This window comes from Mesorhizobium maamorense (assembly GCF_044998965.1).
Lineage (GTDB): Bacteria > Pseudomonadota > Alphaproteobacteria > Rhizobiales > Rhizobiaceae > Mesorhizobium.
The window spans coordinates 5,478,071-5,499,686 of record NZ_CP173356.1; the positions used below are offsets into that span (position 1 = coordinate 5,478,071).

24 protein-coding genes are annotated in these 21,616 nt (G+C 64.9%); 13 read left to right on the top strand and 11 right to left on the bottom strand.

Annotated elements, in window-relative coordinates:
- Positions 1–53: 53 nt before the first annotated feature.
- Positions 54–854 (bottom strand): lytic transglycosylase domain-containing protein, encoded by an 801-nt coding sequence (locus ACIU1A_RS27460; RefSeq protein ID WP_140514033.1) that lies wholly within the window; start codon positions 852–854, stop codon positions 54–56.
- 256 nt (positions 855–1,110) lie between these two features.
- Here ACIU1A_RS27460 and ACIU1A_RS27465 point away from each other — a divergent pair, with 256 nt between their 5' ends.
- From ACIU1A_RS27465 to rpsP, 6 genes are all read left to right on the top strand, one after another.
- Entirely contained in the window at positions 1,111–2,208 is a 1,098-nt protein-coding gene (locus ACIU1A_RS27465; protein WP_404925733.1) for a putative zinc-binding metallopeptidase, read from the top strand.
- 62 nt (positions 2,209–2,270) lie between these two features.
- A complete protein-coding gene (locus ACIU1A_RS27470) occupies positions 2,271–2,867 on the top strand; it encodes a DUF1236 domain-containing protein (RefSeq protein WP_140492169.1) in 597 nt (198 codons plus the stop codon).
- A gap of 172 nt (positions 2,868–3,039) precedes the next feature.
- Positions 3,040–4,005 (top strand): CPBP family intramembrane glutamic endopeptidase, encoded by a 966-nt coding sequence (locus ACIU1A_RS27475; protein ID WP_404925734.1) that lies wholly within the window; start codon positions 3,040–3,042, stop codon positions 4,003–4,005.
- 290 nt (positions 4,006–4,295) lie between these two features.
- Entirely contained in the window at positions 4,296–5,867 is a 1,572-nt protein-coding gene (gene ffh, locus ACIU1A_RS27480; protein ID WP_404925735.1) for a signal recognition particle protein, read from the top strand.
- Between the two features lie 7 nt (positions 5,868–5,874).
- Positions 5,875–6,201: a chorismate mutase gene (locus ACIU1A_RS27485; protein ID WP_140492160.1), complete on the top strand. Its 327-nt coding sequence runs from the start codon at positions 5,875–5,877 to the stop codon at positions 6,199–6,201.
- A 57-nt stretch (positions 6,202–6,258) separates the two neighbouring features.
- Positions 6,259–6,660, top strand: a complete 402-nt coding sequence (gene rpsP / locus ACIU1A_RS27490; RefSeq protein ID WP_140492156.1) for a 30S ribosomal protein S16 — start codon at positions 6,259–6,261, stop codon at positions 6,658–6,660.
- An 83-nt stretch (positions 6,661–6,743) separates the two neighbouring features.
- Here rpsP and ACIU1A_RS27495 read toward each other — a convergent pair whose 3' ends face one another.
- Complete coding sequence (locus tag ACIU1A_RS27495) at positions 6,744–7,007, bottom strand: YMGG-like glycine zipper-containing protein (RefSeq protein WP_140492153.1); 264 nt, start codon at positions 7,005–7,007, stop codon at positions 6,744–6,746.
- A gap of 276 nt (positions 7,008–7,283) precedes the next feature.
- Here ACIU1A_RS27495 and ACIU1A_RS27500 point away from each other — a divergent pair, with 276 nt between their 5' ends.
- Positions 7,284–7,691, top strand: coding sequence for an ACT domain-containing protein (locus ACIU1A_RS27500; protein ID WP_140514037.1), 408 nt, complete (start codon positions 7,284–7,286; stop codon positions 7,689–7,691).
- 176 nt (positions 7,692–7,867) lie between these two features.
- On the opposite strand, the gene ACIU1A_RS27505 is transcribed toward ACIU1A_RS27500, so the two are convergent.
- Positions 7,868–8,902 carry an aspartate-semialdehyde dehydrogenase gene (locus ACIU1A_RS27505; protein WP_140492147.1) on the bottom strand — a complete coding sequence of 345 codons (1,035 nt, stop codon included), beginning with the start codon at positions 8,900–8,902 and terminating at the stop codon, positions 7,868–7,870.
- Between the two features lie 107 nt (positions 8,903–9,009).
- Complete coding sequence (locus ACIU1A_RS27510) at positions 9,010–9,195, bottom strand: hypothetical protein (RefSeq protein ID WP_224618143.1); 186 nt, start codon at positions 9,193–9,195, stop codon at positions 9,010–9,012.
- Between the two features lie 170 nt (positions 9,196–9,365).
- Here ACIU1A_RS27510 and ACIU1A_RS27515 point away from each other — a divergent pair, with 170 nt between their 5' ends.
- The 3 genes from ACIU1A_RS27515 (at position 9,366) to ACIU1A_RS27525 (ending at position 12,803) form a co-directional block, all read left to right on the top strand.
- Positions 9,366–11,228, top strand: a complete 1,863-nt coding sequence (locus ACIU1A_RS27515; RefSeq protein ID WP_404925736.1) for a DEAD/DEAH box helicase — start codon at positions 9,366–9,368, stop codon at positions 11,226–11,228.
- 117 nt (positions 11,229–11,345) lie between these two features.
- Positions 11,346–12,059 (top strand): DUF805 domain-containing protein, encoded by a 714-nt coding sequence (locus ACIU1A_RS27520; protein ID WP_404925737.1) that lies wholly within the window; start codon positions 11,346–11,348, stop codon positions 12,057–12,059.
- Positions 12,060–12,119: 60 nt separating this feature from the next.
- Positions 12,120–12,803, top strand: coding sequence for a DUF805 domain-containing protein (locus ACIU1A_RS27525; protein ID WP_404925738.1), 684 nt, complete (start codon positions 12,120–12,122; stop codon positions 12,801–12,803).
- Here the strand turns inward: ACIU1A_RS27525 and ACIU1A_RS27530 are convergent.
- From ACIU1A_RS27530 to ACIU1A_RS27550, 5 genes are all read right to left on the bottom strand, one after another.
- A complete protein-coding gene (locus ACIU1A_RS27530; protein WP_140492132.1) occupies positions 12,793–13,275 on the bottom strand; it encodes a GNAT family N-acetyltransferase in 483 nt (160 codons plus the stop codon). The two genes, ACIU1A_RS27525 and ACIU1A_RS27530, sit on opposite strands and share 11 nt — an antisense overlap.
- Before the next feature lie 5 nt (positions 13,276–13,280).
- A complete protein-coding gene (gene leuB / locus ACIU1A_RS27535) occupies positions 13,281–14,384 on the bottom strand; it encodes a 3-isopropylmalate dehydrogenase (protein ID WP_404925739.1) in 1,104 nt (367 codons plus the stop codon).
- Between the two features lie 193 nt (positions 14,385–14,577).
- On the bottom strand, positions 14,578–14,928 hold the full coding sequence (locus tag ACIU1A_RS27540) for a VOC family protein (protein ID WP_140492127.1): 351 nt from the start codon (positions 14,926–14,928) through the stop codon (positions 14,578–14,580).
- A gap of 13 nt (positions 14,929–14,941) precedes the next feature.
- Positions 14,942–15,325, bottom strand: coding sequence for a RidA family protein (locus ACIU1A_RS27545; protein ID WP_404925740.1), 384 nt, complete (start codon positions 15,323–15,325; stop codon positions 14,942–14,944).
- Between the two features lie 111 nt (positions 15,326–15,436).
- Complete coding sequence (locus tag ACIU1A_RS27550) at positions 15,437–16,540, bottom strand: saccharopine dehydrogenase C-terminal domain-containing protein (protein ID WP_404925741.1); 1,104 nt, start codon at positions 16,538–16,540, stop codon at positions 15,437–15,439.
- Positions 16,541–16,666: 126 nt separating this feature from the next.
- Here ACIU1A_RS27550 and ACIU1A_RS27555 point away from each other — a divergent pair, with 126 nt between their 5' ends.
- Positions 16,667–17,095, top strand: coding sequence for an Lrp/AsnC family transcriptional regulator (locus ACIU1A_RS27555; protein ID WP_140492118.1), 429 nt, complete (start codon positions 16,667–16,669; stop codon positions 17,093–17,095).
- 40 nt (positions 17,096–17,135) lie between these two features.
- On the opposite strand, the gene ACIU1A_RS27560 is transcribed toward ACIU1A_RS27555, so the two are convergent.
- Positions 17,136–17,621 (bottom strand): hypothetical protein, encoded by a 486-nt coding sequence (locus ACIU1A_RS27560; RefSeq protein ID WP_140492097.1) that lies wholly within the window; start codon positions 17,619–17,621, stop codon positions 17,136–17,138.
- A gap of 212 nt (positions 17,622–17,833) precedes the next feature.
- On the opposite strand from ACIU1A_RS27560, the gene ACIU1A_RS27565 reads away from it, so the two are divergent.
- Together ACIU1A_RS27565 and ACIU1A_RS27570 are read left to right on the top strand one after the other, a co-directional pair.
- Positions 17,834–18,199, top strand: coding sequence for a RidA family protein (locus tag ACIU1A_RS27565; RefSeq protein ID WP_404925742.1), 366 nt, complete (start codon positions 17,834–17,836; stop codon positions 18,197–18,199).
- A 40-nt stretch (positions 18,200–18,239) separates the two neighbouring features.
- Positions 18,240–19,475, top strand: coding sequence for an amidohydrolase/deacetylase family metallohydrolase (locus ACIU1A_RS27570; RefSeq protein WP_140554769.1), 1,236 nt, complete (start codon positions 18,240–18,242; stop codon positions 19,473–19,475).
- Between the two features lie 230 nt (positions 19,476–19,705).
- On the opposite strand, the gene ACIU1A_RS27575 is transcribed toward ACIU1A_RS27570, so the two are convergent.
- Positions 19,706–21,496, bottom strand: coding sequence for an NAD(P)-binding domain-containing protein (locus ACIU1A_RS27575; protein ID WP_404925743.1), 1,791 nt, complete (start codon positions 21,494–21,496; stop codon positions 19,706–19,708).
- Between the last annotated feature and the right edge of the window lie 120 nt (positions 21,497–21,616).

Below are 21,616 nucleotides of genomic sequence, written 5' to 3' on the forward strand. Positions count from 1 at the left end.
ACAAAGACATGAGCGGTTCGCCGTTTCCGTGAAACGGTGAACTGCCCTAACGATCACTCGCCATCGATCGCCGTGGCGATACGGGCGATGGCCTGTTGATAGACACTCGCCGAGTTCCAGCCGGCAATTGCACCCATATTCGACTGAGCGCTCGCGCCGGCCTGCCAACCGTGCGCCTTGAGGAAGTTGGCCGTGGATGCCAGCGCGGTGCTCTTGTCGCGCAGGTTTCCGCTGCCCACCCCATATTTCAGGACATTTCCGGGCAGGAACTGCGTGTGGCCGATCTCGCCATGCATGGCCCCGACCGACGAGGCGGTCAACGTTCCGCGATCGACCAGCTTCAGCGCCGCAATGGCATGCGGCTGAAAGTAATCCGGACGGCGGCAGTCATAGGCAAGCGTCAAAATGGCGGACACCGTGTTCTGGTTGCCCATGGAGGCGCCGAAGCCCGTCTCCATGCCCCAGATGGCAAGCAGCACGCCCGGCGAGACGCCGTAGGTCCGTTCGATCTTGTCGAACAGCGCCGCATTCGATTTCTTCAGCGCCCGGCCCCTGGAAATGATCGCCGCCCCGCCGCGGCGCTTCATGAAGGCTTCCACCGAGCCGCTGAAAGCCTTGTGGATGGCGCGGTCCGCGGAAATGGTCCTGGTCGCGTAGGTCGCGCCGGCCAGGGCGGCCAGTCCTCTCGAACCCACGCCCTCGGCCCTGGCCTCCGCTGCGAAGTCCTGCTTCCAGGCATCGAAGCCGGCTCCGGTCTTGCCACAGCTGGCCGCCGCCTGTGCGCCCGTCGCCAGCGCAAGCATCGCCACCACAGTGGCCGCTGCAAACATCTTACCTTTGGCAAGAAATGCCATGTTGTTCTCTCCTGGTTGCCTGAATCACGTCCCGGCCGGAATTTGCCAGTGAAACGCGCACTTGTCACTGTCGCGCGCGCAAGCTGGCCAATGGAAGGGAATTTGCCTACGATCAAGCAAATATTGTGGCAAGAACCACCCATGGCCTGACGATCCTTGCGCCATGTTGCTCAATGACGTCACAGTCGGGAACGACGTCTGTCGGCCGGCGTTTTGCACGACGCGCCTTCCCCCTGTTCCCTGGTCCGAGACCGAGATGAAACTCTTCGACTGTCCTCATTGCGGCCATCGTCTCTATTTCGAGAACGCCCGGTGCCTGAACTGCTCCAGTGCCGTGCTCTATGATCCGCAGCGCGCCTGCTTTGCCCTGTCCGGTGCCGACGGCGGCTCCCCATGCGCCAACGCCGACGAATGCGCCTGCAACTGGATGGCCGAGCCGAGACAGCCCTTCTGCCGCGCCTGCGCGCTCAACCAGCTGATCCCGGACCTCTCCGTCGACGGCAACCGCCGCCGCTGGATACGGGTCGAGGCCGCGAAGAAGCGCGCGGTCTATTCGTTGCTGGCTTTCGGACTGCCGGTGACGCCCAAGCAGAACCCCGCCGACGAGGCCGGCCTTGCCTTCGACTTCCTTGCCGATCCGATCGGCGGCGGCCCGGGCGGCGAGCGCATCCTGACCGGCCACGACAATGGCCTGATCACCCTCAACGTCGCCGAAGCCGACTCCGCCGAGCGCGAAAGGCGGCGCGTTGAGATGGGCGAGAACTATCGCACCTTGCTCGGCCATTTCCGCCACGAGCTCGGCCACTACTACTGGGACCGGCTGATCCGCGACAATCCGCAAAGGCTTGACGCCTTCCGCGCGCTGTTCGGCGACGAGCGCACCGGCTACGAGCAGGCATTGAAGAACCACTATGCCAATGGTGCCCCACCCGACTGGCAGCAACGCCACATCTCGTCCTACGCCACCTCCCATCCCTGGGAGGACTGGGCCGAAAGCTGGGCCCACCACCTGCACATCACCGACACGCTGGAAATGGTCCATGCGCTGAACTTCCCGCTCGGCCGGCTGGAGACGGTGGAAGCCAACGAATTGCCCCAGGCCGATACCGGGGGCATGCTACAACCAGCGCCGTCCGAACCGACACCCGCTCCCGAACCGTTCGAAAAGATCCTGTCGCGCTGGCTGGTGCTGTCGGAAGCCTCCAATTCCATCAATCGCTGCATGGGTCTGCCCGACCTCTACCCCTTCGTCATCTCGGATGTCGCGGCGCGCAAACTGGCCTTCGTTCACGACCTTCTGACCGGCCTGCCGCAAGAAACGGGAACAAATCGTGAGTTGGCTTCAACATTTTAGCTGGAACGCATGCGCCGCTCTCCCGTTTTCGCTGCCGAGGGACCATGAAACGGAGAGAAACCATGAAATCCGTATTGTTTCCCGCGGTCGCCGGAATGCTCGCGCTCTTCTCGGGCGCCGCCATGGCCGACACCCCCGTCTCCGCGATCACCGATCTCAACGTCCGCGCTGGCCCAGGCCCGCAATATCCTGTCATCGGCGTGCTCGCCGCCGGCCAGTCGGCGACGCTGAATGGCTGTATCGAAAACAGCAAATGGTGCACCATCGCCGAAGCCGGTGGCCAGGGCTGGGTCTATTCGGACTATGTGACGGCTGATTTCGGCGGCAACCGGGTCGTGTTGACGCGACGTCCGCTCGGCTCCAGCGTCGCCGTCGTGTCGCCGCCCGAGGGCTATTCCACCGACTACACCGGCTCGATCATCGCCGGCGAGCCGGTCGAGGACGCCATCCCGCAGCCTCCCGCCGAAGTCAGGACCTATGTCGACACGCATCGCGTCGACCCTGTCTATCTTGAGGGCGAGGTGGTCACCGGGGCCGTTTTGCCCGAGAGTGTCGAACTGCGCGAGATCCCCGATTACGATTACCGCTACGTCTATGTGAACGGCCAGCCGGCGCTGATCGACCCGCAGACGCGGCGCATCGTGTATGTGGTGCGTTGAGGCGGATAGGACACGGGGTTAATCATCGGAGCATGCCTTTCGCCTGCCGGCAGGCAGGCGAGGGCGGCGCGAATGCGCCGAAGGCTGGCGGGGCGTATCGCACAGGAATGATTGCGCAGAACCGCCCGATCCCATAGATCATGCGACGCGAAGCACCAGCTTGCGAGAGAGCGTGATATCGGACCCTGCCGTCTTCGAGCACTATCGAAACACAGCCAACGAAAAGACGACCCTGCCGCGCCTGCTTCTCGGGACCGGGATCGTCGTCCTGTTCTGGGCCGCGTCGACGGCGGTCGTGCTGCTGGGCGGCACCTATGCCTTTTTCGCCTGGCGGACAGCGCAAGGCGCGGCTGCGCCCGCCGGCGGCATGCAGGGTTTCCTTGCGTCGCCAATCGGCATTCTCACCGCGCTGACGTCTTTCGCCGGCATCTGGATCGGCTTGTGGATCGCCATGCGCTGGGTGCATGGCGAGAAGCTGGCGGCGCTCCTCGGCAACAGCCGTCGCATTTCGCGCTCGGGTTTCGTCAAGGGACTGGTCGCGGTGTTGGTCACTTCGCTCGTGTCCGAGGTCCTGCTCTACCTGATGCAGCCCGAGATCGCGCGCGGCTCGATTGCCCTGTCGTCCTGGCTGCTGTTCCTGATCCCGATCCTCGCGCTCACTTTTCTGCAGACATCATCGGAAGAGGTACTGTTCCGAGGCTACCTGCTGCGCGGTCTTGCCTACCGGTTCAGGAGCCCGTTCGTCTGGGCGCTGCTGCCGGGCCTGCTGTTCACCTCGCTGCACTGGAGCGCGAGCTCCTCGGCCGCCATCAATGCCTGCGTGCTGGTCTCGATCGCCGCTTTTGCACTGCTTTTGACACTTGTCGTCTATGCCACCGGCAATCTCGGCGCGGCCCTCGGCGCCCATCTCGGCAACAATCTGACCGGCTTCCTGCTGATCTCGCATCAGGAGAGCTACAATTCCTTCGCCCTGTTTGCCGCCAGACCACTCGAAGGGCCGGGCTGGGCGACGTCGGACGCGGTCCTCATCGCCACGATCGGCATCGCCTGCAGCCTGCTGACGATACTGCTGCTTTTGCACCCGCGCTCGCCGCTGAGCGTCTCGGCCGAACCTGCAGACGGAAAGAAGGCGACCTGATTGCTGTGCAGGGAGACCGGCGGAACGGTCCCTTGTCTTGACTCCGCGGCCGTTTTCCTGTCTACAGCCCCGAATTCCGCGACGAGTATTCCTCCGAGCAAGCCGACCAGGACGCCGAAGCCTCTTTGAGGCCAAGTGCTGTAAACAGATCCTGGAGGCCAACACCCGGCAGCGCTGTGCGCCCCCGGGTGCTTTTTGGTTTTGGCTTTTGCTTGCCACGAGACTTGGACACCTGGCGCGAACGCATTACCTCTCGGGCACCATCCGGTTGCCAGGGAAAAGGAAACAGAATGTTTGAATCACTTCAGGAGCGCCTTGGCTCCATCCTGAACGGCCTGACAGGCCGCGGCGCGCTGTCGGAGGCGGATGTCTCGGCGGCACTCCGCGAGGTGCGCCGTGCGCTGCTCGAGGCCGACGTGGCGCTGGAAGTGGTGCGCTCCTTCACCGACAAGGTGCGCGAGAAGGCGGTCGGCGCGGCGGTGCTGAAGTCGATCAAGCCCGGCCAGATGGTCGTCAAGATCGTGCATGACGAGCTGGTGGACATGCTCGGCGCCGAAGGCGTCGCCGTCGACCTCAACGCACCGGCGCCCGTCGTCGTCATGATGGTCGGCCTGCAGGGTTCCGGCAAGACGACGACCTCGGCCAAGATCGCCAAGCGGCTCACCGAGCGTCAGAACAAGAAGGTCCTGATGGCCTCGCTCGACACGCGGCGCCCCGCCGCGCAGGAGCAGTTGCGCCAGCTCGGCGAGCAGGTCAAGGTGGCGACGCTGCCTGTCGTCGCCGGCCAGAACCCGGTCGATATCGCCAAGCGCGCCGTGCAGGCGGCCAGGCTCGGCGGTCACGATGTGGTCATCCTCGACACTGCCGGCCGCACCCATATCGACGAGCCGCTGATGGTCGAGATGGCCGACATCAAGAAGGTGTCGGGCCCGCACGAGATCCTGCTGGTCGCCGACTCCTTGACCGGCCAGGACGCCATCAACCTTGCCAAGAGCTTCGACGAGCGCGTCGGCATCACCGGGCTGGTGCTGACCCGCATGGACGGCGACGGCCGTGGCGGCGCCGCGCTCTCGATGCGCGCCGTCACCGGCAAGCCGATCAAGCTGATCGGCACCGGCGAGAAGATGGACGGGCTGGAGGAATTTCACCCCAAGCGTATCGCCGACCGCATTCTCGGCATGGGCGACATCGTTTCGCTTGTCGAAAAAGCCGCCGAGAACATCGACGCCGAGCAGGCGGCGGCGATGGCCAAAAAGATGCAGTCGGGCAAGTTCGACCTGAACGATCTCGCCCAGCAGCTTCAGCAGATGTCGAAAATGGGCGGCATGGGCGGCATCATGGGCATGATGCCCGGCATGGGCAAGATGAAGGACCAGATGGCCGCCGCCGGTCTCGACGACAAGATGTTCGGCCGCCAACTCGCCATCATCTCCTCGATGACCAAGGCCGAGCGCGCCAACCCCGACATTCTCAAGCACTCGCGTAAGAAGCGCATCGCCGCCGGCTCCGGCACCGACGCGGCCGAGATCAACAAGCTCTTGAAGATGCATCGCGGCATGGCCGACATGATGAAGGCGATGGGCGGCAAGGGCAAAGGCGGCGGCCTGATGCGCGGCATGATGGGCGGGCTCGCCTCCAAGATGGGTCTCGGCGGCATGATGCCCGGTGGCATGGGCGGCATGCCTGACCTCTCCAAGATGGATCCCAAGCAGCTCGAAGCCTTGCAAAAGCAGGCGCAGGCCGCCGGCATGAAAGGCCTTCCCAGCGGCGGTGGCCTGCCCGGCTTGCCCGGCGGCATGAAGCTTCCCGGGCTTCCCGGTCTCGGCGGCGGTGGCCTGCCTGGCCTCGGCAAGAAGAAGTGAGGACGCGATGAACGAGGAAAAGGACATGGCGGACGCCCGCACCATCCTGGCCGGCTACCGTGCTTCGATCGACAACATCGATGCCGCCCTCATCCACATGCTGGCCGAGCGCTTTCGCTGCACCAAGGCGGTCGGCCTGCTCAAGGCCGAGCATGGCTTGCCGCCGGCCGATCCGGCGCGCGAACAGCAGCAGATCGCCCGTCTTCGCCAGCTGGCGGACGATGCGCATCTCGATCCGGATTTCGCGGAGAAATTCCTCAACTTCGTCGTCCGCGAAGTGATCCGCCACCACGAACAGATCGCCGCTGCCAACGGCGTGACGAAAACCGGCTGAAGACAAAGGTTTAGCCGCAACCCCACCAACGAAATCAGAGCTTTTAGGAGATAAGAAATGGCACTGAAGATCAGACTGGCCCGCGCTGGCTCGAAGAAGCGTCCCTACTACCACGTCGTCGTCGCCGACGCGCGCTCGCCGCGCGACGGCCGTTTCATCGAGTCGCTCGGCTCGTGGAACCCGCTGCTGCCGAAGGACGGCGAGCGCGTCAAGGTTGACGCCGAGCGCGTCAAGCACTGGCTGTCGCACGGCGCCCAGCCGACCGACCGCGTGCTGCGCTTCCTCGATGAGGCCGGCCTCGCCAAGCGCGACGCCCGCTCCAATCCGAAAAAGGCCGAGCCCGGCAAGAAGGCACAGGAGCGCGCCGCGCTTCTGAAAAAGGCGCAGGACGACGCCGCTGCCGCCGTCGCGGCGGCTGCGGCCGCGCCGGCCGAGGCGGAGCCTGCCACGGCCGAGTAATCGATCACCGATCGTCTTTTTCGAAACGGCGGGCCCTTAGCCCGCCGTTTTCTATTTCGAATTCATTGTGCGGATGCTGCCGCTCAATAGCCGCTCGGGCAGCGATCGACATAGACGTGGCCGCGGCTATCGCGATAACGGCAGCGGCCCGGTTCGCTGGCCCGCCCGATCAGCGCGCCGGCTACGGCACCGACCGCGCCGCCAACCACGGCGCCCTGGACGGGATCGCCCGCCACCGCCGCGCCGACCGCTGCTCCGCCCAGGCCGCCGACGGCCGCGCCTTTTTCCGTCTGCGAACAGGCGCCAAGCGCTGCCGTCAGCACCAGAATGGTCATGATTTTCTTCATTGTCGTTCCTCTCTCACGGGGATCGCCGTCCTCGCCGCCATGTTCCTAACTCCCAGGCGGCCGATTTGATCCCTAGACATTGAAGGCCGGTGCTTCGCCGCGCCTGCCAAGGCCATGCCGATCTCCGACAAGCATTTGAAATCGTTGATGTTCTCACGCCGCAGCGCAGTTCTCTCGCCGGGTTGTCCGTGCAGCGCGCCGGCGTGGCTATCGGCCCGCTTCGGTCGCGTATATGAAGAGCCGGCGGGCGTGGCCCGTCAGACAAGAGCAGGCGAGATGGCCGGAGAGACAGATCTGAAGACATTGCTGGCGTCGATGACGCCGCAATTGATTGCCGGCATCCATGTCTTCGCCACGCTGCCGGCGGGTGTATCGGTTCCGGAAGGGCTCGAAGCGGTCATGCTGTTTCGCGAACGCGAAGGCACGACATTGATCCTGCTCGAAGACGAGGCGCAGGCAGCCGGGCTGGAAGCCGTTTTCCGCTGCCGCATGATAACGCTGAACATCCATTCGTCGCTGGAAGCCGTCGGCTTCCTCGCCGCCATCACTGCACGCCTCGCCGCCGCCGGCATGGGCGTCAATCCCGTCTCCGCCTTCTATCATGACCATCTGTTCGTGCCGGTCGACCGGGCCGAGGAAGCGATGAGGTTGCTGCGGGAACTGGCGGCGGAAAATCGGACATAGGCCAGCGCCCCCCTCATCCGCCTGCCGGCACCTTCTCCCCGTATAAGGACGGGGGGAAGGTGAGCTAACGGCCGAAGGCCGAGCCCGCGACTGCGGGCCGCCGGTCGTCCGGCGCCCTCGCGGAGGGCCAGCCGCGGCAGCGGCGGTGCGGCCCGCGAGCGAAAGCCAAACAGCCGTCAGGCTGCCTTCTTCTTCGGCTGGATCAGGCCGCGCTCGACCAGCAGTTCGGCGATCTGCACCGCGTTGAGGGCGGCGCCCTTGCGCAGATTGTCGGAAACGATCCACATCGACAGGCCGTTGTCGATGGTCGAATCCTCGCGGATGCGCGAGATGAAGGTGGCGTCCTCGCCGGCCGATTCCAGCGGCGTGATGTAGCCGCCGTCCTCGCGCTTGTCCAAGACCTGGCAGCCCGGCGCCTCGCGCAGGATGTCGCGCGCCTCGTCGGCGGTGATCGGGTTCTCGAACTCGATGTTGACCGCTTCCGAATGGCCGATGAACACCGGCACGCGCACGCAGGTCGCCGTCAGCTTGATCTTGGGATCGAGCATCTTCTTGGTCTCGGCGACCATCTTCCACTCTTCCTTGGTGAAGCCGTCATCGAGGAAAACGTCGATATGCGGGATCACGTTGAAGGCGATGCGCTTGGTGAACTTCTTGACGTCGACCTGGTCGGCGACGAACACGGCGCGGGTCTGCGTGAACAGCTCGTCCATGCCTTCCTTGCCGGCGCCCGACACCGACTGGTAGGTGGCCACGACGATGCGCTTGATGGTGGCCGCGTCATGCAGCGGCTTCAGCGCCACGACGAGCTGCGCCGTCGAGCAGTTCGGGTTGGCGATGATGTTCTTGCGGGTGAACAGCGAGATCGCATCCGGGTTCACTTCCGGGACGATCAGCGGCACGTCGGCGTCGTAGCGGAAGGCCGAGGAATTGTCGATGACGACGCAGCCCTGCTTGCCGATCTTGGGTGACCATTCCTTCGAGACATTGCCGCCGGCCGACATGATGCAGATGTCGGTGTCGGAAAAGTCGTAGGTGTCGAGTGCGCGGACCTTCAGCGTGCGGTCGCCGAACGACACTTCCGTGCCCTGGCTGCGGCGCGAGGCAAGCGCCACCACTTCGCTGACCGGAAAACCGCGCTCTTCCAGTATGTTGAGCATTTCGCGGCCCACATTGCCCGTGGCGCCAACTACCGCAACCTTGAAACTCATAAAGATCTCCTATCCCTCTCCGCTTGGTTGTTGGAGAAAACCCGCCGGCCAGGTGCGGGTTCCGTCCCCCGGGCCGAACCCGGGAGAGGGTGGTCAGGCCAAGGGAATCACACCGTTTTGGTGGTGGTTTTGGCCGTTACTTTGCTGGAACGGGGGAACGCGCCGAAACGCCCGGCGCAATGATGCTCATTGCGGCTGGGGGCATCGAATGCAAGAAGAGCCATCAAAAGGCCGCGCATCGAAAAACGATCCCGTTCGAAGCGGGCTTTTACGCGGTTTGCGGCAGGAGTCAATCAGTGGTGTTTCTTCCTTCCCTCCTTGCAGGAGAAGGGAAGGCGGTGCCGCCTGCCCTGTACAAGAGCGGCGCCAGCAAGTACGAACGGGCGAGATCGTCTGGCTGGCGCTGCGCCAGCCCTGTATGTGCTCCATGATGAGCGCAAGCCCTGAATTCCGAAAGAGTGAGATGTCCAACTTCGAAGCACTTGTTCCTGCGCTGGCAAAGGCGCTGGAAAAACGCGGCTATGCCGAACTGACGCCGGTGCAGAAGGCGGTCCTGGAACTTGGCCAGGCCGACGCGCTGGTGTCGGCGCAGACCGGTTCCGGCAAGACGGTGGCCTTCGGTCTTGCCATGGCGCCGACGCTCCTGGGCGGCGCCGACCGCTTTGCCCATGCCGCAGCCCCGCTGGCGCTGGCGGTGGCGCCGACGCGCGAGCTGGCGCTGCAGGTGACGCGCGAACTGGAATGGCTCTACGAGCTGACCGGCGCCACGGTCGCCTCCTGCGTCGGCGGCATGGACATGCGTACCGAACGGCGCGCGCTGGAACGCGGCGCCCATATCGTCGTCGGCACCCCCGGGCGGCTGCGCGACCACATCACGCGAAACTCGCTCGACATGTCGGCGCTGAAGGCGGTGGTGCTGGACGAAGCTGACGAGATGCTCGATCTCGGTTTTCGCGAGGACCTGGAATTCATCCTCGACGCCGCCCCCGCCGAGCGCCGCACGCTGATGTTTTCGGCCACCGTGCCGCGCTCCATCGCAACCCTCGCCCAGGGCTATCAACGTGACGCCGTGCGCATCTCGGCCGCCGGCGAGGAGAAGCAGCATCTCGACATCGAATACCGGGCGCTCAGCGTCGCCCAGGCCGATCGCGAGAACGCCATCATCAATGTGCTGCGTTTCTACGAGGCGAAAAACGCGCTGGTGTTCTGCAACACCCGTGCCGCCGTCAACCATCTCACCGCACGCTTCAACAACCGCAATTTTTCCGTCGTCGCGCTCTCGGGCGAGCTCAGCCAGAACGAACGCAGCCACGCGCTGCAGGCGATGCGCGATGGCCGCGCCAAGGTCTGCATCGCCACCGACGTCGCGGCGCGCGGCATCGACCTGCCCAATCTGGAGCTGGTCATCCACGCCGACCTGCCGACCAACCCGGAAACGCTGCTGCACCGAAGCGGCCGCACCGGACGCGCGGGTCGCAAGGGCGTCAGCGCGCTGATCGTGCCCAACAGCGCCCGCAGGCGCACTGAACGCCTGCTGGCGAGCGCAAAGCTGACCGCGACATGGGCAAGTCCGCCATCCGCCGACGACGTGATCCGCCGCGACGACGAGCGCATCCTTGCCGATCCCGCCTTCGACGAACCGGTGAAGGACGACGAACGCGGCTTCATCGACGCGCTTCTCGCCAAGCACGGCGCCGAGCAGGTGACGGCCGCCTTCGTGCGGCTGTGCCGCTCCAGCCGCTCGGCGCCAGAGGATCTGATGGACGTCGCGCCGTTCACGCCGTCGCGTGAAAGACCGGCGGGCGAAAACTTCGCGCGCCGCGACGAGGCGCCCAGCCGCCGCGACGATTTCGGCGCCAGCGTCTGGTTTTCGCTGTCGGTCGGGCGCCGGCAGAATGCCGAGCCGCGCTGGCTGATCCCGATGCTGTGCCGCACCGGCAGCATCACCAAGCGCGAGATCGGCGCCATCAAGATGCAGCCGGAAGAGACCTTCGTGCAGATCGCCGCCGACTGGGCCGACCGTTTCCTCGCCGCCGTTGGTCCCGACCGCAAATTGCAGGGTAACATCGTGGTGAAACGGCTGGACGGCATGCCGGACCTGTCGCGCGCCGGCTACCAGCCGCCAGGTCCGGACAAGAAACCGCATCGCGGCAAGGCGCCGTTCGACCCGAACGCGCCGAAGCGCAAATTCGAGAAGCGCGCGCCGGCTGGCGACCAGCGCCCCGCCGCATCGGACGCGAAGCCCTGGGCGAAAAAGCCGGGCAAGCCGAAATTCGACAACGCCGGACCGCCGAAACACAAGAAGGCGAAGAAGCGGCCGAGCTGATATCTCCCGGCCATATCGTCACGATGGCTGCCGCGCCAGCCGTCGCATTTTCATGCCCGCCCCTTGCGATCCGCCGGAACTTTGAACAGTCTGGTCGGGCGTTCGGGGGGTCGGGGCATGCGCGGCGAAGTTCTTCACTATGACGAGGCTCAGGGTTTCGGCTTCATCACCGGGGCGGATGGCGAGCGCTATACGTTCGCGCGTGAGGATCTGCGCCGCGAAATCGCAATTGCCCGAGGCACGGCCGTTGAATTCCAGCCCGGCGGCGGCCAGGCGCGCGACATCTTCCCGGCCGGCGCCCAATCCGCGCCTCCAACCGGCGTGGCCGCCGCCGCCGATGCGCGAACCGGTGCGTCCGTCTCTTCCGCTGCTCAAATCGCACAGCCGCGGCATTTTGGCCGGGCCGCCAGCACCGGGCCGGCCGAGCCCGGCCTGTGGGGCTATTTCTGGCGCGGCATCACCGAGAATTATTTCAACTTCACCGGCCGCGCCCGCCGCAAGGAATACTGGGCCTATTGCCTGTTCTGGTTCGTCGCGCTGCTGGCAGTGACCGGCATCGGCATTTTCGCCGATGCCGCGATGGGCAATCTCGACGACGCTGAAATGCCGGCGGTGACGATTGGCCTGTTCGGCCTTTTCCTACTTGCGACCTTTCTGCCTGGCCTCGGTATGACCGTGCGTCGCCTGCACGATATCGGCCTGACCGGCTGGCTTTTCCTGGTGATCCTGATCCCCACCATCGGCAGCCTGATCATCCTGGTCTTCGCGCTCATCCCGACCCAGGCCCGGGAGAACCAGTGGGGACCGGTGCCGGCGGGCGCCAGAACGTAGCCCTGCGTGCGTATTGCAATTACATGCAACTTTAAGTAGCGTCTCGCGACGCAATGTGAAATGGGGCAGAGCATGCGCGGGACAGTGTTCCACTATGACGAAGGCCAGGACTACGGTTACATCAACGGAACCGACGGCAAACGCTACATCTTTTCCCGTATCGATTTCAGCCTGGAACTGTCCCTCGGCAGGGGTACCCTTGTCGAGTTCCAGCCGGGCGACGGCACGGCGCACGATATTGTCGCCACGGCCTCGGCCGCATCGTCGTCAACCACCAGTCAGCCACGGCAGACCAGCCGTTCTGCCCGAAGCCGGCCCGCCTACTCCACGGGGCTGTGGGCTTATTTCTGGCGCGCGGTGATCGCGGATTATGGTAATTTCACCGGACGCTCCCGCCGCAAGGAATTCTGGGCCTTCTGGCTATTCTACACCCTCGGGGTGCTCGCGCTTTTCGGCTTCGGGATACTTGTTGAACTGGCGATCAACGGCTTCGAAACCAACGCGGACAGGACGCCGATGGGGTTCATAGGGTTCATACCCCTACTGGTGTTCTTTTCGGGATTGATCCTGCCTTGCATTGCGCTCCTCGTACGGCGTGCGCATGACGCCGGCCTGAGCGGCTGGTTTGCCCTGCTTTGCTTCATCCCGCTCATTGGCGGCATCGCCGTGCTAGTCTTCGGGCTTATGCCGCCTCAGCTGGGCGAAAATCCTTGGGGACCGGTGCCGGCGGGCGTCAGGGTCTGACCGCCCCCAGCGCCTCGCCCGAAAGCCTGAGAAAGATCTTCTGGCCGTGGCGTTCGGCGCCAAGCCGGTCGTAGAAGCGCAGCGCGCCTTCGTTCCAGTCCTCGGTGGTCAGGTCGATGCGGCCGATGCCGTGGCGCCGGCAATGGTCGGCGAGAAAGCCGACCAGCGCCCGGCCGACGCCGGCGTTGCGAGCCTTGTCGCGCACGAACAGATCCTTGAGGAACAATAGCCGCTCGAGGTCGATGCCGGGATGCGCGATCGCCACAGATGCCAGGCCGCTGATCTCGGCCCCGACGAAAGCCAGCGCGAAATGCGGATAGGCCGGGCTTTCCTCGCCCAGCCATTTGCGTGCCGCCGACAAGGCGCGCTCGTGGTCGAGCGGCGGCTGCCGGTAATGCACCGCCATGTCGCACAGCATTGTGGCGAGCGCCGTCGCGTCGCCGGCCGTCGCCCAGCGGACGTCGACCGTCATGGGGGTCAGCCCAGGAACTTGGCGATGATCGCGTCGCCCATCTCGACGGTGCCGACCTCGGTCATGCCAGCCGAGAGGATGTCCTTGGTGCGCAGCCCGTCGTCGAGCACGGCGGCGATTGCCGCTTCGAGCTTGTCGGCTTCATCGACCATGGCGAAGGAATAGCGCAGGCACATGGCGAAGGAAGCGATCATGGCGATCGGGTTGGCGATGCCCTTGCCGGCGATATCGGGCGCCGAACCGTGCACCGGCTCGTAAAGCGCCTTGCGCTTCTTGGTCTTGGCATCAGGCGCGCCGAGCGAGGCGGAAGGCAGCATGCCGATCGAGCCGGTCAGCATGGCGGCGATATCGGACAGCATGTCGCCGAACAGGTTATCGGTAACGATGACGTCGAACTGCTTGGGCCAGCGCACCAGTTGCATGCCGCCGGCATCGGCCAGCATGTGGTCGAGCTTGACGTCGGAATATCGGGCCTTGTGGGTCTGGGTGACGACCTCGTTCCACAACACGCCGGACTTCATGACGTTGCGCTTTTCCATCGAGGTGACATGGTTCTTGCGCGTGCGCGCCAATTCGAAGGCGACGCCCGAAATGCGCTCGATCTCGAACGTGTCGTAGACCTGGGTGTCGATGCCGCGCTTCTGGCCGTTGCCGAGATCGATGATCTGCTTGGGCTCGCCGAAATAGACGCCGCCGGTCAGTTCGCGCACGATCAATATGTCGAGGCCTTCGACCACCTCTTGCTTCAGCGAGGAGGACGCCGCCAGCGCCGGATAGCAGATCGCGGGCCTGAGATTGGCAAACAGCTCCATGTCCTTGCGCAGGCGCAGCAGGCCGGCCTCGGGGCGAACCTCGTAAGGCACGGCATCCCATTTCGGACCGCCGACGGCCCCGAACAGCACGGCGTCGGCGGCAACAGCCTTTTCCATGTCGGCATCGGAAATCGCGGCACCATGTGCATCGTAGGCGCAGCCGCCGACCCGCCCCTCGTCGGTGGCGAAGCCGCTGCCGAGCTTCTCGTTCATGGCCGCTATCAGCTTCTTGACCTCGGCCATGGCCTCGGGGCCGATGCCGTCGCCGGGGAGCAGGAAAAGATGCTTCGTTGCCATGAAAACCGTCCCAGAAAGATTTGAACCGGCGCTTTGCTAAACGCCAAGCGGTTGCGACGCAAGGAGGAACAATTGGCGAAGGCGGCTAAGCGCGTAATCTCCCCCTTGAGGGGGAGATGGCCGCCAGGCCAGAGGGGGGCGCTGTCCCGCCAGCATGTCCAGGTCAGCAGTCGCCTCGGCGCTTTGCAGATATTCACCGATGCGAGAGAATGTTGACCAGCCGGCCGAAAGGATCGCGCACATAGAAGCGCCGCACGCCCCAGGGCTCGTCGGCCGGCCCGTATTCGATGGCGAAGCCGGCTGCCTTCATGGCGTCGAGTGCGGCATCAACATCGTCGACCTCGATCGACAGGTCCGGCACCGGCGTGCCCGACCCGCCTTGCGCCATGAAGCTGACCTGCACCTGCATCCTTTCCTCGGACCCGTAGGTGACGATCCAGCCTTGATCCATGAGCATATCGAGGCCGAGCACGTCATGGTAGAAGCGCCTCGCCGATGCCGCATCCTTTGTTTCGATATTGGCTACGATACGCCGCACTGCCATGACATTGGCCTCCTCAGTCTGTGCACCGAAGCGCCGTCACCTCGATTTCGATCTTCATCTCCGGCCTGTTGAGCTGGCACACGATCATCGTTGCTGCCGGCCTGATCTCGCCGAACGCTTCGCCGAGAATGGGGAACACCACGTCGACGAAGGCCTGGTCGGTGATATAGTAATGCGCGCGCACCACATCCTCCATGTCGAAGCCGCCGTCCCGCAAGGCCTTGGCGATGGTTGCCAAGCAGTTGCGCGTCTGCGCCTCGACTGTTTCCGGCATCGTCATCGAGGCATAGTCATAGCCGGTCGTTCCGGACACGAAACACCAGTCGCCCTGCACCACGGCGCGCGAATAGCCGGCGGTCTTCTCGAAGGGCGAACCGGTGGAGATCAGCTTTCGCATGGCATCCTCGCAAAGGGGTGTTGGCAGCCACTTTGCGGGCAAAAGGCTCGCGCGGCCATAGGCCAGACGGAGCTGGCCGTTGTCCCGATGACCTTGATCGTCGGCTGGGCCTCAGCTCGCCAGCCGGCTGACCATCTCGTGCTGGGCGTAGGCGCGGCCGAAGCGGTTGGCGAGGAAGGCGTCGAGCGCGATGTCCTCCTGCTTGACGAAGCCGGTCGCCGGCAAGGTACCGTCGGCCAGCATGTCGAGCACGGCGCAGATTCCGGATGCCGTGGTGATCTGGATGGCGCTGCGCACCGTCTGGCCGACCCGCTTCGAATAGATCTTGTTGGCGTAGGTCTCCTGCAGCAGGCGGCCGTTCTTGCGCCCCGAGACGGTGACGAAGACGATGACCACGTCCTGCAGCGTCGCTGGCAGCGCGCTTTCGAAAATGTCCTTCAACACCTCGCGGCGGTGACGCAGGCCGAGGTCGTTGAGTAGCGCCTTCATGATGGCGGCGTGGCCGGGATAGCGGATGGTGCGATAGTTGAGCGTGCGCACCTTGCCCTTCAGCGTCTCGGCCAAAGTGCCGAGCCCGCCCGAGGTGTTGAAGGCCTCGTAGGTTACCCCGTCGAGCGAGAATTCCTCGCGCTCCTCCAGCGGCGGCACCTCGACCAGTTCGCCCTCGACGATCGCCTCGCAGGGCTCGCAATATTCGTTGATGACGCCGTCGGTGCTCCAGGTCAGATTGTAGTTCAGCGCGTTCGAGGGATATTGCGGCAGCGCGCCGACCCGCATGCGCACGCTTTCCAGCGTGTCGAAACGGCTGGCGAGATCGTTGGCGACGATCGAGATGAAGCCCGGCGCCAGCCCGCATTGCGGGATGAAGGCGCTGTTGGCCGAACGCGCCAGTTCCTTCACGCGCCGGGTCGAGACGACGTCCTCCGTGAGATCGAGATAATGCACGTCGGCGCTTGCGGCAGCTTCGGCGATGCGCGTGGTCAGATGGAAGGGAGCGGCGCTGAGCACCGCGAATTTTCCGGCGAGCGCAGCGTCCAGCGTGCCCGCGGCCGCGATGTCGAGTTCGAGCGTCTCTACTCCGTCAGGCAATTCAGCCGCGGCAAGCTGCGCGGCCGAGCGGTCGACGAGGGTGACGTGATAGTCCCCGGTTGAAAACAGCATCTCGGCAATGGTCGAGCCGATCTTGCCGGCGCCGACGACAACAATTTTCTTCATGACCCGGTTCCCTCGCCCGACAGTTGATTTGTCCCGCTACAATTGCGGCTTGCCGGACGAAAGGAAGCGTGGAATTATGCGAAATGAAGTACAGTTTCTATCAATATGCCGACCAGGTTCGTTGAAATGCTGAGTGATGCCGACCAGGCCCTGCTTGCCCTGCTGCGCGAGAACGCCCGCGCCTCGACCGCCGCGCTGGCGCGCCGGCTCGGCGTGTCGCGCACCACGGTGCAGAGCCGCATCGAACGGCTGGAGCAGCGCGGCATCATAGCCGGCTACGGCGTCAAGCTTGCGCCCGATTATGAACAGGGACTGGTGCGGGCGCATGTGCTGCTCACCGTAACGCCCAAGCTCGCCGACAAGGTGGTGCGCAGCCTGCGCGCCCTGGCGCCGGTCAGGACGCTGCATTCGGTGAGCGGCAATTTCGACATGATCGTCATCGCCGACGCGCCGTCGATCAAGGACCTGGACACGCTGCTCGACCAGATCGGCGCCCTCGAAGGCGTCGAACGGACGTCGTCATCGATCATCCTGTCGACGCGCATCGATCGCTAGAGCACTTGGCCCACAGACGATCTGGATGAAGGCGCCCGCCTCAGCCTCCCAGCGGGTAGGGCATGTAGCCGACGAAGCCCGCGATCTTCCAGCTGCCGCCGACCTTCCTGCAGAAATACAGCGTCTGCCATTTCAGCCGATCGACGCCGCCATCCGCCTTGGCGACGGTGCCGTCGAACTTCTTGTGCAGCACGGCGCGGTCGCCGTCGACATCGATGTCGCGCAGGTTGGTGACGCGGAACAGCGCCTCGCGCAGCGGCTCCGCGAATTTGGTCGCCGCCGTTTCCTTGGCCTGGCGCAGCCACTCGTCGCGATAGATCTCCAGCCGCGGGAACTGCAGCCGCCAGGCGTCGGCGTTGGCAAGAAAATGCGCGTGCATGCCGAAGAAGCTTTCGGCGACGAAATCGTCCTCGACCATGGACCAGTCCTGACCGATAAAGGCATCGATGTCGCGCCGCACCAGCATCTCCCAGAGGGCGTGGCGGTCGGCATCACCTGATGGAAACGGGTTCTTGTCGAAGGTCATTCTCGGTTCTCCGCTCTGGAAATGCGCCCGTCCGTTTCAAGCCCGGCCGGCGAGCGCGCACGATGCAAGCGCTTCTGTAATAAAGCAACATAGATTTCCAGGAATGTTGCTTTCCAACAAGACCTCTATCGGGATCGCCTCGATCGGGGTAAATCTCGGCCGAAGCGGGCGCTCCCATCGTGTCCCGTCATAGCATCAGAGGAGGTCCGCTCTTGCCCAAGCAATGTTTTGGAACGTCGCATGTCCCGCTGTCACCCGCAGTGCGGGCCGGCGACTTCGTCTATATCTCTGGCCAGGTGCCGGTAGGCGGCGACGGCATCGTGGTCAGGGGCGGCATATCGGAACAGACCGAGCAGGTGCTTTCCAATGTCAAGGCGGCGCTAGCGCTGGCCGGCTGCACCATGGACGATGTGGTCAAGACCACCGTCTGGCTTGAGGACGCGCGCGACTTCGGCACCTTCAACGCCGTCTATGCCAGGCATTTCCCGAAGAACCCGCCGGCCCGCACCACGGTCGAATCGCGGCTGATGATCGACATCAAGATCGAAATGGAAGCCGTCGCTTACCGGCCGCTCTGACGGCCGTCGGCGAGGATGGGACGAAGCGGAGGCGCGCCCGATGCAATTTGATCTTCTGTTCAAGGGTGGGCGGCTGATCGATCCGGCGGCCGGGCTCGACGCGCCGCGCGATCTTGCCATCGCCAATGGCCGCGTCGCCGCCATCGACGCCGACATTCCCGCCGACCGCGCGGCCAGCGTCATCGATGCCAAGGGTTGCATCGTCGCGCCCGGCCTCGTCGACCTGCACAGCCACGTCTATTGGGGCGGCACCTCGCTCGGCGTCGATGCCGACCGGCTGGCGGCTAAGAGCGGCACCACCACCTTCATTGATGCCGGCAGTGCCGGCGCCGGCAATTTCCTCGGCTTTCGCCGTCATGTCATGGAGCGCTCGAAGGTGCGCATCCTGGCCTATGTCAACATCTCCTTCGCCGGCATTTTCGGCTTCTCGCAGACCGTCTCGGTCGGCGAGTGCAGCGATCTCAGGCTCTGCGAACCGCGCGAAGTGGTGGCGGCGGTGCGCGAGCACGCGGACGTCGTCGTCGGCGTCAAGGTCCGCTCCGGCAAGCATGCCGGCGGCACCAGCGGCATCGCGCCGGTCGATCTGGCGCTGGAGGCGGCCGACAAATCCGGTCTGCCGCTGATGGCGCACATAGACGAGCCGCCGCCCGGGCGCTCGGAAGTGCTGCCGCGCCTGCGCAGGGGCGACATTCTCACCCATTGCTTCCGGCCGTTTCCCAACGCGCCGGTCTTCGCCTCCGGCGCCGTGCGGCCCGACATGCGGCTGGCGCGCGAGCGCGGCGTCATCTTCGATCTCGGCCACGGCATGGGCTCGTTCGACTTCGAGGTCGCTCGCGCCATGCTGGCCGAAGGGCTGGCGCCCGACGTCATCTCGAGCGACGTGCATCTCTACTGCGTCGACGGTCCGGCCTTCGACATACTGGTGTGCATGTCGAAGCTGCTGGCGCTCGGCATGCCGCTGGTCGAGGTGTTGCGCGCCGCCACCCAAGCGGCGGCGCAGGCGATCGCGCGGCCTGATCTGGGCACGCTCAAGGTCGGAACCGCCGGCGATGTCGCGCTGCTGCGGCAGCATTCCGGCCGCTTCACCTTCATCGACGCAGTCGGCGCCTCGCTGGTCGCCGACCAGCGGCTGGTCTGCGAAGGCATCGCCATCGGCGGCGCCTGGTGGCCGAACGAGACGATGAACGATGTCGGCGACACCGAGCGTTTCGAGGCGCATGTGGGGCATACGCATGTCGAGGTCGCGGCCAGGCATTTTGGGCACCGGCATGATTGATTGATCTCGGTAGCACTGCGCCGCCTGTCTTGCCGCGGCTGCGAGTTTGGCGAATGGCTTCCCCCACTCCGTCGCTGCTCCGCAGCGCCACCTCTCCCCCTCCGGAGGGGGAGGAAGGGAGCCTCCCGGCATAAGCTCGCGCCCTTCCTCTCCCCCGTCGATCGGGGGAGAGGTGTCGAGCGAAGCTCGACGGAGTGGGGTCGACCTTCCCTTGAAGCAACGCTTCCGCTTCACCGTCGCGCGTTGCTGACCGCCCCATAAACCGGCGTATCAATCCCCTCCATCCGCGCCTTGATCTGCAGCGCCACATATTTCGAATAGAAGCGCGAGAGCGCCAGATTGCCGCCGTGGAACCACAGCGCTTCCTGTGCCGTCGGTTTCCACATGTTGCGCAGTTCGCCCTGCCATGGCCCGGGGTCGCCCTTGACGCCGGAGCCGAGGCCCCAGCACGGGCCGACCCTGTCGGCGACCTCGCGCGAGACGATTTGCGCCACGGTTTCGTTCATCGACTGATAGCCGGTGCAGGCGATGATGGCGTCGGCTTCAAGCTCGCTGCCGTCCTCGAAGAGAATGCCTTTCACGGTCAGCGACTTGATCGCCACGCCGCTGCGGATGCCGATCTTGCCGTCGATGATCAGGTCCGAGGCGCCGACATCGATGTAGTAGCCGGAGCCGGTGCGGTAGGCCTTCATCAGCAGGCCGGTCTCGTCGTCGCCGAAGTCGAGGGCGAACCCGGCGGCGCGAAGCCGCTCGTAAAAAGCCGCGTCGCGTGCGCGGATGACGTCGTAGAGCGCCCGCTGGCCCTTGGGCACCAGCGCGAAGGGCGTCGAGGCGACGATCATGTCGGCCTTTTCGGTGGTGATGCCGCGCGCCAGCGCGTTCTCCGAAAAGATCTCGAAACCGACTTCCATCAGCGTGTCCGATTTGACCACGGTCGTCGGCGAACGCTGGATCATGGTGACCTCGGCGCCGCTTTCCCAGAGATCGACGCAGACATCGTGCCCGGAGCTCGCCGCGCCGATGACCGCGGTCTTTTTGCCGCGGAACTTCTCGCCGCTGGAATACTGGCTGGAATGCAGCAGCTCGCCCTTAAAGTCACCGGCGCCCGGCAGGTCGATCGGCCGCGCCGGACCGTAGGCGCCGGTGGCGAAGACGATGTGCTTGGGCTTCAGCGTGATGTGCTGGCCGACGCGGTCCACGACCACGGTCCAGACCTTCTCGGCCTCGTCATAGCTGGCGCTGACGCATCTGGTGGCCACCCAATAGTTGAGTTCCATGACGCGCGTGTACATTTCCAGCCAGTCGCCCATCTTGTCCTTGGGCGTGAAGACGGGCCAATTGTCGGGAAACGGAATGTAAGGCAGATGGTCGTACCAGACCGGATCGTGCAGCACGAGCGTGCGGTAGCGCTTGCGCCAGGAATCGCCCGGCCGGGCATTCTTCTCGATGACGATCGAGGGCACGCCGAGCTGCCTGAGCCGCGCGCCCAGCATGATGCCGCCCTGGCCGCCGCCGATGACCAGGCAATAGGGCTGCTCGGAAGCGCCGAGCTCGCGGGTCTCGCGCGCGCGCGCCTCCGACCAGGTCTCGCGCTCCGGGTCGGCCTTGTGGCGCACGCCCAGCGGCCGCGTCGCGCCCTTGCGCTCCTCGAATCCTTTCAGGTCGGTCATTGCCGTGAACAATGTCCGGCAGCGGCCGTCGCGCAGGCGCATGATGCCCTGGCCCGAGGCCACGGCGGTCTCGAAGGTGAACCAGGCCTCGATTATCCCCTCGTCCGAGGTGGCTTCGCCGGTGAGCTGCCATCTTGCCGGCCGCGTCGCTGCCAGCGTCGCCTTCAGCATGTCGGCGATCGCCTCGCGCCCTTCCATCGTGGTGACGTTCCAGGTGAAGGTCAGGAGGTCACGCCAGTAGCAATCGTCGACGAACAGGTTGGCCGCGGCCGCTATGTCACCGGCTTCGAGCGCCTTGTCGAAAGCGCCGAGCCATGCGGCTGCCTGTTGCGATGGTGCTATTTCGAGCATTTGTTTCCCTCTTTTTCGCGTTGGCGCTGTCCGGTGTTCCCTTCTCCCCTTGTGGGAAGAAGGTGGCCTCGCGGCGCGAGGTCGGATGAGGGGTGCTCCAGCTCGGCACGGACGGCACTC

Excerpts from the sequence above, each read along its gene's own strand:
- ACIU1A_RS27555 (WP_140492118.1), top strand. The coding sequence starts at position 16,667 with ATGCTGAGTGATGCCGACCAGGCCCTGCTTGCCCTGCTGCGCGAGAAC.
- ACIU1A_RS27465 (WP_404925733.1), top strand. The coding sequence starts at position 1,111 with ATGAAACTCTTCGACTGTCCTCATTGCGGCCATCGTCTCTATTTCGAG.
- ACIU1A_RS27545 (WP_404925740.1), bottom strand. The coding sequence starts at position 15,325 with ATGCGAAAGCTGATCTCCACCGGTTCGCCCTTCGAGAAGACCGCCGGC.
- ACIU1A_RS27540 (WP_140492127.1), bottom strand. The coding sequence starts at position 14,928 with ATGGCAGTGCGGCGTATCGTAGCCAATATCGAAACAAAGGATGCGGCA.
- leuB (WP_404925739.1), bottom strand. The coding sequence starts at position 14,384 with ATGGCAACGAAGCATCTTTTCCTGCTCCCCGGCGACGGCATCGGCCCC.
- ACIU1A_RS27515 (WP_404925736.1), top strand. The coding sequence starts at position 9,366 with ATGTCCAACTTCGAAGCACTTGTTCCTGCGCTGGCAAAGGCGCTGGAA.
- ACIU1A_RS27470 (WP_140492169.1), top strand. The coding sequence starts at position 2,271 with ATGAAATCCGTATTGTTTCCCGCGGTCGCCGGAATGCTCGCGCTCTTC.
- rpsP (WP_140492156.1), top strand. The coding sequence starts at position 6,259 with ATGGCACTGAAGATCAGACTGGCCCGCGCTGGCTCGAAGAAGCGTCCC.
- ACIU1A_RS27575 (WP_404925743.1), bottom strand. The coding sequence starts at position 21,496 with ATGCTCGAAATAGCACCATCGCAACAGGCAGCCGCATGGCTCGGCGCT.
- ACIU1A_RS27500 (WP_140514037.1), top strand. The coding sequence starts at position 7,284 with ATGGCCGGAGAGACAGATCTGAAGACATTGCTGGCGTCGATGACGCCG.
- ACIU1A_RS27485 (WP_140492160.1), top strand. The coding sequence starts at position 5,875 with ATGAACGAGGAAAAGGACATGGCGGACGCCCGCACCATCCTGGCCGGC.
- ACIU1A_RS27550 (WP_404925741.1), bottom strand. The coding sequence starts at position 16,540 with ATGAAGAAAATTGTTGTCGTCGGCGCCGGCAAGATCGGCTCGACCATT.
- ACIU1A_RS27460 (WP_140514033.1), bottom strand. The coding sequence starts at position 854 with ATGGCATTTCTTGCCAAAGGTAAGATGTTTGCAGCGGCCACTGTGGTG.
- ACIU1A_RS27525 (WP_404925738.1), top strand. The coding sequence starts at position 12,120 with ATGGGGCAGAGCATGCGCGGGACAGTGTTCCACTATGACGAAGGCCAG.
- ACIU1A_RS27570 (WP_140554769.1), top strand. The coding sequence starts at position 18,240 with ATGCAATTTGATCTTCTGTTCAAGGGTGGGCGGCTGATCGATCCGGCG.
- ACIU1A_RS27560 (WP_140492097.1), bottom strand. The coding sequence starts at position 17,621 with ATGACCTTCGACAAGAACCCGTTTCCATCAGGTGATGCCGACCGCCAC.
- ACIU1A_RS27530 (WP_140492132.1), bottom strand. The coding sequence starts at position 13,275 with ATGACGGTCGACGTCCGCTGGGCGACGGCCGGCGACGCGACGGCGCTC.
- ffh (WP_404925735.1), top strand. The coding sequence starts at position 4,296 with ATGTTTGAATCACTTCAGGAGCGCCTTGGCTCCATCCTGAACGGCCTG.
- ACIU1A_RS27495 (WP_140492153.1), bottom strand. The coding sequence starts at position 7,007 with ATGAAGAAAATCATGACCATTCTGGTGCTGACGGCAGCGCTTGGCGCC.
- ACIU1A_RS27505 (WP_140492147.1), bottom strand. The coding sequence starts at position 8,902 with ATGAGTTTCAAGGTTGCGGTAGTTGGCGCCACGGGCAATGTGGGCCGC.
- ACIU1A_RS27520 (WP_404925737.1), top strand. The coding sequence starts at position 11,346 with ATGCGCGGCGAAGTTCTTCACTATGACGAGGCTCAGGGTTTCGGCTTC.